The 17,446-nt window shown below is 33.8% G+C and carries 15 protein-coding genes and 1 pseudogene; 5 read left to right on the top strand and 11 right to left on the bottom strand.

Annotation, left to right across the window (positions count from 1 at the left end; translation table 11 throughout):
* Positions 1-80: 80 nt before the first annotated feature.
* From JFU23_RS25095 to JFU23_RS25075, 5 genes and pseudogenes are all read right to left on the bottom strand, one after another.
* Positions 81-188: pseudogene (locus JFU23_RS25095) on the bottom strand (glyoxalase); the annotation flags it as partial.
* Positions 189-248: 60 nt separating this feature from the next.
* A complete protein-coding gene (locus JFU23_RS25090; protein WP_033730339.1) occupies positions 249-1,262 on the bottom strand; it encodes a CgeB family protein in 1,014 nt (337 codons plus the stop codon).
* A gap of 308 nt (positions 1,263-1,570) precedes the next feature.
* Positions 1,571-1,990, bottom strand: a complete 420-nt coding sequence (locus tag JFU23_RS25085) for a VOC family protein (protein WP_085310475.1) — start codon at positions 1,988-1,990, stop codon at positions 1,571-1,573.
* An 86-nt stretch (positions 1,991-2,076) separates the two neighbouring features.
* Positions 2,077-3,435, bottom strand: coding sequence for a branched-chain amino acid transport system II carrier protein (gene brnQ, locus JFU23_RS25080; RefSeq protein WP_085310473.1), 1,359 nt, complete (start codon positions 3,433-3,435; stop codon positions 2,077-2,079).
* A 236-nt stretch (positions 3,436-3,671) separates the two neighbouring features.
* Positions 3,672-4,364: an FMN-dependent NADH-azoreductase gene (locus tag JFU23_RS25075; protein ID WP_085310471.1), complete on the bottom strand. Its 693-nt coding sequence runs from the start codon at positions 4,362-4,364 to the stop codon at positions 3,672-3,674.
* 312 nt (positions 4,365-4,676) lie between these two features.
* Between JFU23_RS25075 and JFU23_RS25070 the strand changes: the two genes are divergently transcribed.
* The gene (locus JFU23_RS25070; RefSeq protein ID WP_085310469.1) at positions 4,677-5,642 is read left to right on the top strand and encodes an arsenic resistance protein; all 966 of its coding nucleotides are present in this window, start codon (positions 4,677-4,679) and stop codon (positions 5,640-5,642) included.
* A 125-nt stretch (positions 5,643-5,767) separates the two neighbouring features.
* Here JFU23_RS25070 and JFU23_RS25065 read toward each other — a convergent pair whose 3' ends face one another.
* The 4 genes from JFU23_RS25065 to JFU23_RS25055 form a co-directional block, all read right to left on the bottom strand.
* Positions 5,768-7,015 (bottom strand): DUF4153 domain-containing protein, encoded by a 1,248-nt coding sequence (locus JFU23_RS25065; protein ID WP_085310466.1) that lies wholly within the window; start codon positions 7,013-7,015, stop codon positions 5,768-5,770.
* A gap of 609 nt (positions 7,016-7,624) precedes the next feature.
* A complete protein-coding gene (locus JFU23_RS25060) occupies positions 7,625-8,362 on the bottom strand; it encodes a phosphotransferase family protein (RefSeq protein ID WP_374101386.1) in 738 nt (245 codons plus the stop codon).
* A gap of 15 nt (positions 8,363-8,377) precedes the next feature.
* Positions 8,378-8,506 carry a hypothetical protein gene (locus JFU23_RS31245; RefSeq protein WP_277956386.1) on the bottom strand — a complete coding sequence of 43 codons (129 nt, stop codon included), beginning with the start codon at positions 8,504-8,506 and terminating at the stop codon, positions 8,378-8,380.
* A 245-nt stretch (positions 8,507-8,751) separates the two neighbouring features.
* The gene (locus tag JFU23_RS25055; RefSeq protein WP_201032986.1) at positions 8,752-8,991 is read right to left on the bottom strand and encodes a hypothetical protein; all 240 of its coding nucleotides are present in this window, start codon (positions 8,989-8,991) and stop codon (positions 8,752-8,754) included.
* A gap of 321 nt (positions 8,992-9,312) precedes the next feature.
* Here JFU23_RS25055 and JFU23_RS25050 point away from each other — a divergent pair, with 321 nt between their 5' ends.
* The 3 genes from JFU23_RS25050 to JFU23_RS25040 all read left to right on the top strand — a co-directional run bounded on the left by JFU23_RS25050 (position 9,313) and on the right by JFU23_RS25040 (position 12,399).
* On the top strand, positions 9,313-9,924 hold the full coding sequence (locus JFU23_RS25050) for a hypothetical protein (protein WP_201033312.1): 612 nt from the start codon (positions 9,313-9,315) through the stop codon (positions 9,922-9,924).
* 33 nt (positions 9,925-9,957) lie between these two features.
* Positions 9,958-10,701 carry a hypothetical protein gene (locus tag JFU23_RS25045; RefSeq protein ID WP_201032985.1) on the top strand — a complete coding sequence of 248 codons (744 nt, stop codon included), beginning with the start codon at positions 9,958-9,960 and terminating at the stop codon, positions 10,699-10,701.
* 229 nt (positions 10,702-10,930) lie between these two features.
* Positions 10,931-12,399 (top strand): IS1182 family transposase gene (locus tag JFU23_RS25040; protein WP_374191760.1). Its coding sequence is split into 2 segments (ribosomal slippage): positions 10,931-11,492 and positions 11,492-12,399, totalling 1,470 coding nucleotides; the frame shifts between segments, so codons are not numbered across the junction.
* Between the two features lie 222 nt (positions 12,400-12,621).
* On the opposite strand, the gene topB is transcribed toward JFU23_RS25040, so the two are convergent.
* Positions 12,622-14,766: a DNA topoisomerase III gene (gene topB, locus JFU23_RS25035; protein WP_002012275.1), complete on the bottom strand. Its 2,145-nt coding sequence runs from the start codon at positions 14,764-14,766 to the stop codon at positions 12,622-12,624.
* 438 nt (positions 14,767-15,204) lie between these two features.
* On the opposite strand from topB, the gene JFU23_RS25030 reads away from it, so the two are divergent.
* Positions 15,205-15,750: a hypothetical protein gene (locus JFU23_RS25030; RefSeq protein WP_002141309.1), complete on the top strand. Its 546-nt coding sequence runs from the start codon at positions 15,205-15,207 to the stop codon at positions 15,748-15,750.
* A 51-nt stretch (positions 15,751-15,801) separates the two neighbouring features.
* On the opposite strand, the gene JFU23_RS25025 is transcribed toward JFU23_RS25030, so the two are convergent.
* Positions 15,802-17,436: a multicopper oxidase family protein gene (locus JFU23_RS25025; protein WP_201032984.1), complete on the bottom strand. Its 1,635-nt coding sequence runs from the start codon at positions 17,434-17,436 to the stop codon at positions 15,802-15,804.
* Positions 17,437-17,446 lie beyond the last annotated feature (10 nt).

Below are 17,446 nucleotides of genomic sequence, written 5' to 3'. Positions count from 1 at the left end.
CTTATTGCCAACAAATAGCGGGATAAATAAAAAAGGTATTACGTTATTACGCAACACCCTTTCTCCATAATACACTTCCTTTACTTCTCTTCCGGATAATCACAGTAATTAATGATCGTGCCCTCTGTATCCGCTAGGTTAAGATAAATTAATCTTCTACCATGCTTATTCATTCGAAGTGTATGCTCTTCCATTCAAATACCTTGTTCTTTAAATATGTTGTGTTTCAACACATTCTTTCCCTATTTTTAAATTTCATTTTCTTTTTTAGGGTTCATTTCAATTATTTTTAACAGCTGTTGTACCCTTTTATCATATGTATGTTCGATTAGCGTTCTCTTCAGCCCTTCCATCGCAATTTTCTTTCTTTGTGCCGGGTTCGATAAATATCTTTCAGCTTTCTCTATAAAATCAACCGCTGAGGTAAATGTCTCAATTTGTACCCCTGGAATATAACACTTTTCTAAATCTGAACGAATATCCGTCATTTGAAAAGAACCTGTACTAGCTATTTCGAATGTACGATTATTAATAGAACAAGCATTTACTTTTACTCTATTTCTATTAAATGTTAAATCCTCTATCGAGCGATGTATATTCATGTTGATTTTACTTTTTTTGTAATATCCTATACTGTTTTCGTAAACCAAAAATGGTAAAAGTAAAATTTTATCTTTCAATAACTCATAACTTTTTAGTCTATCCCAATTACAACCTATAATTAGAGTGTTTTTAGTCACTAAGTACTCTGCAATTGAATCAATAAATGCGAGCCGATTATCAAAAGCAGTCCCTATGAAACTAATATCAAATATGTATTCCTCTTCCCTAAGTATCGGTGTATATACAGGAGGTTCTGCTGCTAAAGGCAAATAATATACATTATCACAACCTAAATCTTTATAAAAATCAATACATCCTGTATCTTGCGTAAACACATAATCATAATCAAGCACTAAGTTTTTCGTCACATCTGTAAAGTAAGGGTCATCTGTAAGCCAGAGTGCAGTTTTAAAGTTGTATTGTTTTAAATCTTGAATTCCCTTAATTATCCCTTCTTCAAAACCATGAAATACAATAATGAGTGCCGGTTTTATCTTTAAAGCCGTTTTCACCAAGTTTTCGTATGTTACCATCGTTACATTACGAATTGCCTTTTTCAAACTATTATATATAGATTCCTCTAGCACCGGAAAATAGACAGGAACACTAGATGTAACAAATAATACATTAAAATTTTCAGCACTATTTGAAATCTCCACAGATAACCACTCTCCAATACATGAAATTCACAATTTATATTATATGTATTGCATAAAATATATAGTTGGTTATAAAGCACTCTTTTTCTTTCATATATTACTGTGCAAAATGAGGATTGCTTACCCTATAGTCGGCTCCATTTGCTCGCAAATACTAAAAAAAATCATGCCCACTCCTACAGGATAGTGGATAGCTTCTCATAATATATATTCAACATTCCGAAATACTTTCGTCGAAATATTGAAAAGTATACAAATAAAAAGGCGTTACATTAGTACGTAACACCTTTCACAAAAATACACTTCCTTTATTTCACTTCCGGATAATCACAATATTCAATAATCGTCCCTTCCGTATCCGCTGGGTTAAGATAAATTAACCTTCTACCATGTTTATTCATTCGAAGCGTATGTTCTAACGTTCGAATACCCTGTTCCTTTAATTCTTCTAAAGCTACATCTAAATCATCTACACGATATGCAACATGATGGACACCTTTCCCTTTTTGCTTTATAAATCGTGCTATTGGAGAAGTTGTGTTATTCGTCGGTGCAAGTAATTCGATTCTATCACCATCAACTTCAAGAATGGCTACTTCGCTTTCAACACCGGGTGCTTCACTTACGTATCGATCTATTAAAGTCCCTGATAAAACCTTTTCATAAAAATGTATCGTACTATCTATATCACGAACTGCGATCCCGATATGGTCAATTGTTTTTTTCATTTTATTTCCCCTACTACTTTATTTTTTCTATTCTTATCAATAGTAACAAAAAAAGTTATAGAATCAAATTCTATAACTTTTTTCATTTAACTTATTTTCTTATTTGCATCAGCTGCTGGTTGCACTCCATTTTTCGTTTTTACAACGCTAATACCATAGCCGATAAATCCACCGATAATCGCTGGGAAGATCCATCCTAATCCTACTTCCTGCATCGGAAGGAATTTAGTGAACACTTGGCTTACTACTTCAATGTTAACTCCAGCTGCACTTAATCCATCGAATAAGCTGATGATAAATGTTACGATTAAGCTCACTTGATAAACTTCAGCTCTACCTTTGAATAACGAGTGGAAGAATGTTAAGAAAATCAGCACGATTGCTAGTGGATAAATTGCTGTTAATACTGGAACAGAAACTGCGATTAATTGTGTTAATCCTACGTTTGCAACAATAGCACTAAACACACATAACGTAATTGCAATTACCTTGTAAGGAACATTTGGGAATAGCTTATGGAAAAATGAAGAACACGCTGATACAAGTCCCACACTTGTTGTTAAACAAGCAACTGTAATCATTAACCCTAATAATACCCCGCCATATGATCCGAAATAGTAGTTAGAAACTTTTGCTAATACTTCTCCGCCGTTTTCTAAATGTCCAAGCTTCGCAACGCTTGAAGCTCCCATATAAGAAAGAGCTGTATAAATAATTGCTAAAATAGATGCAGCGATCAGTGTTGCTTTTGCACAAACAACCATAATTTGTGTTTTCGTTTTCGCACCTTTTTCTTTAATTGCATTAATAATGATGATCCCAAATACGAACGATGCAAGCGTGTCCATTGTTAAGTATCCTTCTTGGAATCCTTTGAAAAATGCATGTGATGTATATCCTTCAACTGGTGCTTGCATTTCTCCAATCGGATGAATAAAAGCAACGATTACTAAAATACCGATGAATGTTAATTTAATTGGCGTTAAAATTTTTCCAACAATATCGACAATTTTCGCAGGATTTAGCGAAAAAAAACAAGTAATACTAAAGAATATAATTGTAAAAAGAATTAACGGTGTAGAACCTAATCCCTCTGGCATAAACGGCTTAAGACCAATTTCATAAGAAACATTTCCCGTTCTTGGTATTGCAAATAACGGACCGATTGCTAAGTATAAAACTGTTGTAAATACAATCCCAAACACTGGGTGAGCACGACTTGCTAATGACTGTAAATCATCTTTACCTGAAAAACCAAATGCTAATACACCTAGTAATGGTAAACCTACTCCTGTTACTAAAAATCCAGCGTTAGCAATCCATACATTCTCTCCTGCCGATTGACCAAGCATCGCTGGGAATATTAAATTTCCTGCTCCAAAAAATAGTGCAAATAACATTAATCCGATAACTACTATGAACGAAAACGGTACTTTATTCGCCATAATATAACCCCCATTCAAATTTCCTTATCTTATTTCCAATTTTAACTAATTGAATTTTCTGAATATTTAATTTAAGTATCAACTATTCTTGAACTCATTATAGTTTGATATATAATATTTTGCAATACTATTTTCAAACTTTTCATTTATTTTATGAATATACATTTTTTAACATGGAAACCAGACTAAAAAACCAACATGGTCATCCATGTTGGTTTTACATTTACTATCATTAATTAAAATTTCGCCGCTACTTTCTTAACGTTCTCTAAACCTTCTTCAACAATTTGCTGTGAGCGATCTGGATATTGATTGTGTCCTTCAATTACAACTGTCTCTGGATTTGCAATTCCCCAGAACCCAAGTACGTTTGTAACGTAATTAACAGCCATTTCCATAGGAGCCATTTGTTCAGAAGAGTAATCTGAACCACGAGCACCTAAAACAACTACTTTCTTATCACCAACTAAACCTTCTGGACCGTTCGCTGTATATTTAAACGTTTTTCCCGCTTGAGAAAGATATGAAATATACGTGATTAATGGTGCTGGTACTGTAAAGTTCCATAATGGGAATGCAAATACTACTTTTTCAGCTTCTAAAAACTGGTTTAAGTACTTATCCACTGTAGCAACTGCCTTCTCTTCTTCAGCTGTTATCTCCATTCCTTGACTACGTTTATATCCACCTGAAATAGCGATATTTCCGTAATACGGAAGATCTAATGCGAATAAATCTAACTCCGTAATTTCTGTATTCGGATTTGCTTCCTTATAAGCACTTACAAATGTTTCATACATTTTTGAACTAATTGCTTGCTCCGCTGGACGATCGTTTGCTTTTACAAATAATACTTTTGACATTGTTTTATTCCCCTCTACTTTTGTATTTTCTTCTTTTTTACCAAATAACGAGCTAAATAATCCCATTTTCTTCACCTAAACTTTCTTATCATATTCATTATTCATCATCATAAAAATTCTTATTCTAATAAAAAGTTCCAATAGATACCTTAACCTAAGTAACTCAAAACTTTTTGTTATTTAATTACCTTATGTAAGTGATTGTAATATATCTACTTACTTTAGTCAAGTAACTTTTAAAAAATAAAAAAATCTTGAATTAAAAACATTTAACATAGATATTTCCTCAGTCAAAATGATTAATTCAAAAACACATAAGGGAAATACCTTGTATAATACAACTAGAGAGGGATATTCATCTATAGAGAGGATTAGTTAATGAGTACTTTAGAAAAGATTCAAACCTTTATCATTCTTGCAGCTGTTATATTCGGGGTTATATTAGGACAATTTAATATGATACATATGTATTCGGAAAAATTTATTGTTCCCTTCTTATTTTTCATGCTTTATGGATTATTCCTCAGCATCCCATTAAAGGAAATAAAAAATGGATTCCGCAACTTAAAATTCGCTGGAACAAGCCTAGGTATTAACTTTATATGGACACCTTTTCTTGCTTGGGGATTAGGCGCGTTATTTCTTTCAGATCACCCAGCACTTTGGGTCGGCTTTATTATGTTAATGGTTACTCCGTGTACAGATTGGTACTTAATCTTTACTGAAATAGCGAAAGGAAATGTAGCACTTTCTACTGCAATTTTACCTGTAAATTTAATATTGCAAGTACTACTCCTTCCCATTTATTTATTTTTATTTGCTGGTGTCATGAAGACTGTAGCGGTTTCTGTTTTAGTGGAAAGCATTGTTATCGTAATCGTCTTACCATTTGTACTTGCACACGCTACAAAATTCATTATGCATAAAATGAAAAAAGTTGAAACACTGGAGAATAAACTCATTCCATTTTTCAGCTCTGCTCAAATTGTATTTTTAAGTTTAGCAATAGTAGCGATGTTTGCCTCACAAGGTAAGTACTTATTACAAAATATGAATGTTGTTTTATTGTTACTTATACCAGTATTACTGTTCTTCATAATTAACTTTATACTAGGACAGTTTGTAGGACGTATGATGCATTTATCTTATGAAGACACTGTAAGCCTAAGCTTAACAACATTAGCGAGAAACTCGCCTGTTGCACTCGCAATTGCTGTAACAGCTTTTCCAGACGAGCCTCTTATCGCACTTGCGTTAGTCATTGGACCTTTAATAGAACTACCAGTACTAGCTTGTGTGTCACAGGTGTTGTTGCTTATTAAGAAAAAACAGCAATACACATAATAAAAAACGTCCTACTTTGGGACGTTTTTTATTTTCGAGAAATTATAGAAGTAACGATAATTATCCGCTCTAAGGATTTTATACATTATAGAAAATTAACTTGTCGTTAGATTAACAAAGCCTTTCTATTTAAACATTATAGGAAAAGTAAATATAACGAAAGCTGCCCAAAGTCCGTAGATTGGCAAATACTTCGTAACGGCATCTTGGATAGCTGTCGGTCCTGATTTGTTTTGTAGAAAACGCATATAGGAGAACATAATCCAAATGAGATTTGCCCAAATCAGTATGTTTACGCCTAAAACAGCAAGTCTATTAGGTGTAATCCCGTAAGAAGAAAGTCTGAATACGATAGCTGATAAAGCCACAGTGTCAATAATAAGCGCAAGAACAATTAAGGCAAAATTGATATAATCTGAAATGTTCTTTCTCTCGTCTGAATCACTCTCAACAATGGAAAATATGGTAACAGCCAATACACCAAGGAGTATTCCGTTGAAGGCCATTAGGAAATTGCGGTCCAAGAACGGATTTTTCCCGACCCATATAACCGTTATAAGATAAATCAACAATGTGATCAGTACGAGAGGACTAAAAATTTTAGATATGTATGGTGTAATATTCTTAGCAAGTTTAAGATTCATTGATGCCAAGTATGCAGCCACAATAGCGAGAGCGGCAGCACCAAATAAAATAACATTACTAAAATAGAAGTCTTCTATATTCAAGTCAACAAACCTAAATAACTGCATGGTTAATGCCGCTAGTATCATTCCGCTCACTGCCATGCTCGCGTAGAGAAGACAATATTCTAAATTAAATTTAATATACGCTAATCTTGTACTGCCTTTTGAATATTCATTTCCTGTAAACGCAAGTCCCAATAAGACCCATAACAATATAGGAAGATGTAAATACGCAAGGATACTGCTGTCTTTATAATTTAATGGCAACATATTAAGATACAACCCGGCAATTAAGAACAACGCTGCAAGAAAATAAATAATACTTTTTTTCGGAGTATTATTGTAAATAAAATAAGCAGCAATAAAGGGAATTACACCAAAAGCCAAGTTAATTGGAGCAATTGCTTCCTGCTCGACAAAGTGGAAAATGATTCTAGTGCTTAGCCCAGCTAGAATAGCTAACATGCCCATGAATAAGAATCCTTTTTGAAACAGCGATATTTTTTCTTTATTTGCCGTCTCCTTGAAATTCAATCTTTCATACCAAGCAGCTAGAAGCTGAGAATCAGGGTTTTCATCCCATGCTTGTGAGAATGACTTTTTAAAAGCATTCGGGTCTTTTCTATACATTCTCTCCAACTCATGAGGGTTATCCATATTTTCAATAATCAAATTGTTAATGTCCATAGTTATACCTCCTCTAATTTTAAAAATAACGTTGTTACCTTTTCAATAAAAAGCATCAAACTTATTTATTCTGTTTTTGATTTTAATATAAATTTTATCGTTTTACAATAAAATTTTATTATTTTGAGCGATATTTTTATTGCGTGTTTTTTATACAAAAGAAATAACACAGATAATATCACCGTCGTATTTAATACTACCTTTTCAAATATTTTTTATCGTTTGTGTAGCTTTAAAATAAAGTTTGATTAAAAAATACCTTTCAATCCCTATTTAATAACAAATAGAAAAACTCCATTTTGAAAAAAGATTAATCAAAATGGAGTTTCTTTTATAACTAGGAGGCAACTAGATACGATTTTTTCATAAAAAAGTTTGATCCAAAACAGCTTGCAAACCAATATGTTACTGTAATTAAAAAAGCATCCATTTAGAAAAAAGTTGATTAAAATGGATACCTTTCCAGCAGGTTTTAATTGGATTTTCATAAAAAAATTTGATCATTTTATACATGTGTATCTTCCTCAATTGCGCCCAATTGTTGAATAATGAAATATGGAAAAATCTTTATAAATAAAATCTCAGTTATTGACGTTAGATAATTCTCTTTCAACTATCCCTCCTTCCTAAAAAAACGTTTAAATATGCTAAACTCTCCTGTAAAAAAGTTTGATGCTTTTCAATACCTCTTCTTTTACACCAACCAATTGCATTAAACGCATCGGTAAAGCGATAAAACGGTAAAACTTCTTGTAAATCAATCAGTGGACGAATGGACTCATAGCCTTTTTTATACGCATCCCATGTTCCAGGATATTTCATTAAAATATCACTATTAATTTTTATAAAATCCATTTCGGTTGCACCAATTCGTGCACTTTCAAAATCAATGATGCCGACTACTCGATTTTCATGAACTAAAATATTACCTGATCGAAAATCCATATGTATATAACTAGGTCCATCTGGAGATGGAAGTAATTTCACTTGACGGTCAAAATGCTTCAATGATTGTTCGTATAAACAGGGATCAATCACTTCTTTTACATCTTCTGCAAAGGAATAAAATTGTCGCTCAATAAACTCAGACCGTTGACCATATACATTGGAAATGGCACTTTTGAAATCCTGCTCATTTGGAATGATTGCATGCAGCATTGCGTGGTGTACTCCGATATCATAAGCTAAAGCTTTATCCACCTTCTCAGTAATTGGCACACCGTTGATTTCGGATAATAATAAAGCTCCAGTGACATCTTCATTACCTTCCCAATAGTCTAATATTTCTGGTACGGGTAGCTCATTGCATAATCGTTTAAGTACAGTATACTCACGTTCAAGTTTCACTTTGGAATAAGGAATTTATATATATACCGTACGATGATCAATTAGCTTGATTTTATATACAATCGAACTAAAAGACTCAGGAACGTTCTCAACTGCTAACACATTCAACTTAAATTTATCTATTACTTGTTGCAACATATCCATTTAAAAAAACCATTTCTGTACAATTTATCCTCTTCACTATCTCTAACAATATAATATATATTCATTATTTTTTGAAGTCTTACTCCATTACATGTCCCGTTTTCGGGGTTCACTTCATAGAACAGTGCGCTTTTCATTTTAAATAATAATTCCATAAAAACATTTAAAAGTTCTTTCATTTGTTGTTTAAAAACAATACTTATGAAAACAAATAAGTTTCTTGTGCCATACCGCTCATTCAAATGTCAATCTCTAATACGACCTCCAATAATTTTTTCACTTTCCGCATCCACATATACACCTATATTTCCCAGGATTTCACTCTTTTTAGATTTATAATTAATTAAGTAAACTTCTTCATTTAAATATGATTTATCTTTTATACCTCTCATCATTTCTTCTGTTAAAACCACCTTATGTATTTCTGCTTTCTTCCATCCTCCTATCACTTCACTTTTTTGAGAATCAGTTAATTGATCCCACACTCTTTTTTTAGTTGAATTTCACTATCATTTGTATCAACATTACATCCAGATAAAATAAATATCACTGCCCCTAAAGTTAAAAATATAAATTTCAATTTTTCCATTTATATCTTCCTTTCTTTTATTCCAATCATACAATATATTTTTACTTTATATACACGCAATTTGATTCTGAATGTTAAAATATTATTAAGAAATATAAGGTGAGTTTTACACCTATATACTTTATCTTAAATTTCAGTTATTATAATATATGAATATATATTTCATTCTATTTTCTTACACTTTATTACAATTTCAGGAGGTTTTTGTGTGAAAAAGATGAAAAAGTTGATTGGTTTTTCTTTGGCATTAATTTCTGCTGCAGCTATCACTCTACCATCCTCTGCTTCGGCGGGCACCCATTTTGGAACATTCGGTTTCAGATTAACAAGCGGAGTTGGAGACTGGGGAAACTCGACTCAGTATTATTGGATTGATAGTTCCGCATCTGGAGAAACATCTAGAATTAACGATTCTATGAGTGCTTGGGTGCATACAGGTCACATTTTGTCTACACCTATTTCATTTAGAAAAACTACTAACAAGCCTTCCAGTGTAATGGATATTTACAAAAGGAATTATTTCCCATATTCAGAACATACACTAGGAATAGCAAGGTTTTACAAAAGCGGGAGTGAAGTTAAACCTTATGAAGAAAACTATTCTTGGACGAAAATATTGATAAATGCACCAAACTATAATGAATTCAATGATTTTTATAAAAGAGGTACTCTTGCACATGAAATGGGACATGCTTTTGGTCTTGCTCATAATAATGCGGAAGGTGACTCTATTATGTGCCAGCTAGATTCTGGTGAACCTGGTGATGCAAAAAGATATGTGAATACACCAGACTTAGGCTCACTGTACGGGATCAACTCATTATATTAATTTTTTTATTATCTTACGGATGGAGATGTATATATGAAAAAGAAAACTATTAGTGCAGGAATAATAACTGCTGTAATAACTTCAGTAGCATTTTATATTTATAGTGGCAATGAAACTAAATTTGAACAGCCAACAATAAAAGCATCCGCCAATACAGTAAAAAATGTTGAGCAAGTTATTACATCTGCTGATTTCGCCAAAGGATTCAGAGATGCAAAAGCATTAACAATAGAGTCTGATGTGATTGTTGAAGGGAAAGTTTTGGATTCCGAATACTTTGACTTTAATACGAATACATTTACTCGTTCGAAAATTCAAGTTTCAAAGAGTTTTAACGATGCTGTTAAAGCTGGAGATATAATTCAAATTGTTGAAATCGGTGGAAAAACAACAAAAGGAAAATTACAAGAGTATGATCCTGAAAAATTAAAAATACCTAAAGATGAATTGAACACAGAAGTTGAAGTTCTATTTGATGGCGCTCCAACTTCTAAAAAGGATGACGAGGTTTTAATATTCGCTAAAGAGGATAAAGAGGACTTTTTTGGTCTTAAGGAAAAAGTATTTATTACTTTAAACTCTTATCAAGGTAAATTTACAATTGATAAAGATAAAAAAGTTAAACGCTATGCTCCAAAACATAATTTGATCCCAATCAAAAACGGAAATAAGAATAATCCTAATAATGCTAGCCCTATAAAAAATGAAGAGTTCAGTTCTTTAGAAACTACATTATCTGACATGGAAAACCAAATTATTAATAATTTAAAGAAATAGGAAGAGTTATTCGAACTCTTTTTCGAAGCTTGTAAATTAGGGTGTTGCAAGACAATAAAAAGTACAAATTAAACACCAACTAACGGTTTGTTTTTAAAATAGAAAGCACTCTATTAATTAGAGTGCTTTTCCAGGCTGTGGAGAAAGCCTTCTCCACAGCCTATTTTTGTGTCTGAACCTCTTTTTATGTGTCAACACTGATAAAAAAGAGGAAAAGGAGAGATTTCTTATGATGGGTGCTTTAAAAAATCATCGCGACGAGCGTGTATCTGTTTCTGTAGAAGAATTGGTTCCACAAGATCATTTCCTTCGTGCGATTGAAGCGACAATTAGTTTTGATTTTATTGAGGAGAAGTTACGCCCTTATTATTGTGAAAACAATGGCCGTCCGTCAATCCATCCTATCGTTTTATTTAAGATGATGTTTATTGGATATTTTTATGGTATTCGTTCTGAGCGTCAATTGGAAAAGGAGATTAAAACGAACATTGCCTACCGTTGGTTTTTAGGGTTCTCTCTATCAGATACAATTCCAGATCATTCTACAATCAGTTGGAATCGCCGTACTCGTTTCGTTCATACAAATATTTTCGAAGAAATTTTTGATGAGATTGTGAGACAAGCGACGGAGCGCCGTATGGTAGGAGGACGTGCGTTGATGACAGATTCCACACACATTAAGGCCAATGCCAATAAAAATAAATTTGTACATAAATATAAAAAAGAAAAGGCAAAGTTCTATATAGATGAACTAGAAGCTGCGGTAATCGAAGATCGTGAGGCGCACGGAAAAAAGAATTAAAACCTAGAAAGGAAAGTGATACCCCTACTAAAAAAACTCGGATAAGTACAACGAATCCAGATAGTGGATTTTTAATGAGAGATGGAAAACCGAACGGTTTTCATTTTTTAGATCATCGTACGACTGATGCGAAGTACAATATTATTACAGATACCTATATAACGGCTGGAAATATGGCAGATTCCGAGCCGTATTTAGCACGTCTACAAGCTCAAGTTGATAAATTCGGATTTGAAGTGGAAGCTGTAGCTCTTGATGCAGGCTATTTTACAGGATATATCTGTAAGAAGTTATCAGAAAGAAATATATTTATGGTGATGGGGTATCGCCGATTTGGAAAGAGAAATAAAGAAGTACCGAAAAGCCAATTTAAATATGTAGAAGAAATGAATGCATTTGCTTGTCCGATGGGATGTATTTTAGAATATGCGACAACGGATCGCGAAGGATATCGTCAATATAAATCGAATCCAGAAGACTGCGCTGTTTGTCCGCTACGTGAGGTATGCTTTTCAAAGAAACAAAAACAAAAAGTTATCACCCATCATATATGGGAGAAATATAAAGATATCGCTAGAAAAAACAAACTAACAGCTACAGGGAAAAAGTTGTATAAAGTACGATGTTCAACTATAGAGCGAAGCTTTGCGGATGCAAAAGAACTACATGGCTATCGATATGCTCGGTTTCGAGGGCTGAAATCTGTCCAAATGCAGGCTTACCTCACCGCCGCTTGTCAAAACATGAAAAAAATAGCCCTCCATCTAACCAAAAAGGGGTTGGTGGAGGGCTATTTTTCTAAATTCTACTATTTTTTGTTGTTTTCTTTCGCTAAAATCAAAAAAGATTCCAGAGTGCTTTTCATATACAATACTAATCCCGTTAAAGCACATTAAAAAAACTTGTCATGGGCAATAAAAGATTTGTTATTTCTTACACAACATTTACCATCCTTGAACATACACGTTCTCATCAATCTTTTTTACAAATCAACAGTTTGCATATAAAATAAAAAAGCATGACATAAAATTGTCATGCTTTTTCTTTTCTATCTATATTTTCAAACCTAATACAGCACATTTTACTCGGGAAAGGGCTTTTTCATTTGTTAAAACCACTTAATTCTCAAACACAAAATTAATCTTATTATCTTTCCACTCTAACTTCGCATCAAACGTTTTCTCGCCTTTTTTAAAGCCTTTAATTAAATCGGTCTTCTCACCTTTTAATAGTTTCGTCATGTTTTTTTGCGAAATAGCTTTGCTTAAAATCTTCTTCGAGATGGTAAAGTCACATTGTGTTGTATTGTAGTTAGAACAACCGTAAAACGTCGACTTATCAATAACATCGCCATCGCATTTTTTACAGTTCCCGACCTTTTTACCTGTTGTAAATTTCGATCCTTTTCGCTCAATCGATTCAACATGTAATCCGGTGAAATCCCATTTCTCCGACATTTCTACCGCGTCTTCAATAATTTTAGCTGATAGCTTTTTCGTTTGCTCCATAAATGTCGCTGGTGAAGCTGTACCTTCTCCAATTTCCGCAAGGCGTTGCTCCCATTTTGCTGTCATTTCTGGTGAAGCTAGTATTTTATCACCGATTGCTGTAATTAATACTTTCCCTTTGTCGGTTGCGTACACTTGGTTTTTCTGTACATCTATATATTTACGGTCTTTCAGCATCGTAATGATACCGGCACGAGTCGCTTCCGTACCTAAACCTTCTGTTTTCTTCAATACTTTCTCAAGCTCTTCATTCTCTAAATACTTACCGGCCGTTTTCATTAACGTAATAAGTTGTCCTTCTGTATAACGTTTCGGTGGTTGTGTTTTCCCCTCTTTCACTTTCACCTTTACAACTTTCCCTTGTTCACCTTCAGCTACAATTGGAAGAATCGTTTCGTCATCTTTATCGTCTTGGAAAATGACTTTACGCCATCCTTCTTGAATTTGTTGTTTTCCTTTCGAAATGAACGCAGCACGTTCGTCTACAAGAGTTGTAATCGTTGTGTAGTCAAAGATTGCTACTTCATAATGCGCCGCAATCAGCCTTCTTACGATCATATCGTAAATTTTCTTTTCATCACCTGATAGTTTGCTTGGATTTGTAACTTGCTCTGTCGGTATAATTGCGTAGTGATCTGTAACTTTCTTTTCATTCACATAACGCTTATTATTCATAATCGATTCAATTGGTGCTGGCAATAAACCTTTATATTCATCAAACTGACTTAACTTCTGTAAAATATCAGGGAACGTCGCTGCCTCTCCTTGTGTAACATAGTTAGAATCCGAACGAGGGTAAGAGACAATCCCTTTTTGATATAGTGCTTGCGTTATATCAAGTGTCTTTTTCGGTGAAAATTTAAAGGCTTTATTCGCCGTTGCTTGCAGTGCTGATAAATTAAATAAAAACGGCGGCTGAAACTCTTTACGCTCCGTTTTCATTTCTTTTACTACAGCCGGTTTGTTTTGACAAAACGCTGCAATTTTATTTGCCAAATCAGGGTCATTTAAGCGGGACTCATTATCTTTCTCCCATTTCCCCTCATATTTCTTTCCTTCTATATTAAAGGTTGCGAACACTTCCCAAAACGGCTCTGACTTAAAGTTCTCTATTTCTTTTTCACGCTTTACAATGAGTGCTAATGTTGGTGTTTGTACACGACCAGCGGAAAACACATCATTCATTCCTTTTTTCTTTAGCAAAATACTAAAGACACGCGATGCATTCATACCAACGACCCAGTCAGCGCAAGATCTTGTATATGCTTCGTAATACGTATTAATCGTATCTGCTTCATCTAGTAAGTTTTTAAATCCTTGATAAATAGCTTGCTTCGTTAAAGATGAAATCCAAAGACGCTTCATTGGCTTTTGCACGTTGCAAAGATTAATAATATTTCTTACAATCAGTTCCCCTTCACGCCCAGCATCGCCCGCGTGAATAATTTCTGTTACCTGTGGATTATGTAACAGCTGTTTCACAACGTTAAATTGCTTATACTTTGACTTTGTTACCTCAAATTGAAAACGCTCTGGAATCATCGGCAATGTATTAAGTGACCATTTCTTCCACTCAGCGTGATAATGTTCTGGATTACATAACTGCGTCAAATGACCAATTGCCCATGTACAGTACGCTCCATTTGGAAATAACTCATTTGCTTCTACTTCTAAATACCCATCTTTCCGGCGATATTTAAACTGTGAAACAAGAGCCAAACCTTGATCTGGTTTCTCGGCAATAATTAATTTCATCTTCTAACTCCCTATCTGTATTCCAGTGTTACTTTCATTGTCTATCTGTTTAGAAGCGATGATAAAACAACCATCTTATTTATCATTCGCGGTTTGCCTCACAAATGAGAGACCTATAATATTATACGCTTATTCTTTATGGCTTCACAATAGAAACTCATTATATAACACTTTCTTTCTCATGCTTATAGACAAAAAAGACGCTCAAAAATCGAACATCTTTTCCATTCACTACTACTTGCTTACATATATTCTTTCAAAATATAAATACAACAATTCTTTATGAAGCATCGTCCACTAAGAGAACCATCATTATTTGAAAATTATATTGAACTTACCTTTTTTAAATTGTGCAGATAATTTGCAGATATATATTAGCATAAGTACTCTCCATTTGAACATATGATGAAGTGAATGATAGGACAGGGAGGTATCATGATGTTCGCTTATACGTTAACTGCCTTAACACTTTGTTGTATCTCGATTATTATTACATCATATATTTCTAAACGTAAGGGTACCCTAATGGAGTATATGGTATTTATTATGTCTTTTAGTATGTGTATCGGTTTAAGTATAGGTTTTTATTTAGGGATTCTCTTCAAAGGAGAATTACTATATTCTACTTTGCTTGCTATTTTGATTAGTGGGTTTATCGGTTTTTTAGTCGGTCTACGTTTTCACCTATATACTGCTTTAGAAGGACTGTTCTCTGGATTAATGGCAAGTATGATGGGAGCTATGATTACAGAAATGTTAAACGCTCAACAAGCCCACAGTATACTGTTCATTAGTCTTTTACTTACTATAACAATAACTATGTCATGTATAATTCAACTTTTATCAGAAACCTTTTCTACTTTTATCCAACGGCGTTTTTTATTATTACTTTCAATTAGTGTGGTAATTATCGTTGCCGTGTTCGTGACATTCCCCGATCATACTCCCCCATCTTCATCCGGGCACGATCAACATATGCATTAACACTTGCAACGAAAATAAATAAGCAGCTATCCATAGGATAACTGCTTCATATTATTCTGGCTTATTAGGAATGTTAGGGTTTGGAACATAATCAGATTTATAATCTGTATATTTCACTTCTGTTACCATCCCCGCTGAAGCATGGTGTAAATCATGACAGTGGAACATCCATTCACCCGGATTGTCTGCTACAAAGGCTACTTCATATTCTTCTCCTGGTTTTAAGTTCAAAGTATCTTTCACAATTGGAGAACCTTCTACCGGTTTTCCATCTTTACTTAACACCTGGAAGAAATGACCGTGTAAATGCATCGGATGATCGTCCACTTTAGAGCGATTTACTAATTTTACTTTTACTAAGTCACCCTTTTTCACTGAAATTGGGTCAATATCTGGGAATACCTTTCCGTTAATTGTATATACCATTTCATTTCCATTCATTTGCGTATTCAAGTCCATATTATATGTGGCAATATACTGTTGATTTAACGTGAAACTACCTGGTTTTTTAGCACCATATTTCGTCATATCTAATTTCGGTAATTTTTCTTTTTCATCTGCTTTGTCTTTCATCTCTTTGCTGCCATCATATTCAATAACAGCTTTCATTCCTTTTGCACCTTTACTTTCTGAATGGTCTTCAACGTACCATTTTCCAGTATTATTAGCAGTAAATTCAATATCATAACGTTCACCCGGTGCGATTGAAATTACTTTGTCTTTTATAACTTTTGGATCGTTAATTGGTTGACCATCTGTCGCAATTACTTTTATATCATGACCGTGAACATGTATATCATGTGATAGATAACCAGCATTAACGAGTCGAAGACGAACTTTATCCCCTTCATTCACTTTTAACAGCTCTACTAAATCTCCGCTTTTACCATTGATTGTGAATAAGTCATACATACTCATATCATGACCTTCCATCTTCATATTTCCATGGTCCATTCCTGCCATATTACTAGAGTCTTTTTTATCACTGTCCATACCGGAATGATCCATACCTTTCATATCATCATTCTTTTTCGTATTTTCATTACCCTTAGATTTATTACCTGTTGGCCCTTTTGTCATTTCTTTTAACTGCTTATTAATTTCTTCTTTATCTGTAACCCATTCATCCAACATTAATGTGTAATCTTTATCATATTTTTCATTAGTATCTTCTACAATGAGAGCACCATATAAACCTCTATCTAGTTGATTCACAGAATCTTGATGCGAATGATACCAATATGTTCCTGGTACGTTCGCTTCAAATTCATAGGTGAAACTCTTTCCAGGTTCAACCGCATCTTGCGTCACACCTGGAATTCCATCCATGTTATTTGGGACAGGATACCCATGCCAATGAATAGATACTGGTGCAGATAATTCATTTTTTAATGTCACTTTAACCTTTTCACCTTTTTTCACTCTGATTTCTGGACCTGGGGATGAGCCATTAAATGTCCAGACTGGAACAATAACACCGTTACTTAGCTTTTGCTTTTCTTCTTTCGCTACTAAAGTAACTTCTGGCCCTTTTACAACTTTCAATGGTTTTGTAGCCGTTTCAGTCTGTGTTGTTTTTTTATCGTCCATATTTTTATGATCATTTGTTGTATTTGTGGTCGCAGAACATGCAGCAATTAAAGATATTACGGAGACTGTAACTGCTGTTAATACAAATCTCTTCATCGAAAACCCC

This window comes from Bacillus sp. TH50, from assembly GCF_016650565.1.
GTDB classification, from domain to species: domain Bacteria; phylum Bacillota; class Bacilli; order Bacillales; family Bacillaceae_G; genus Bacillus_A; species Bacillus_A mycoides.
The sequence above is the reverse complement of the archived record's forward strand: the minus strand, read 5'-3'. Positions and strand labels throughout refer to the sequence as shown.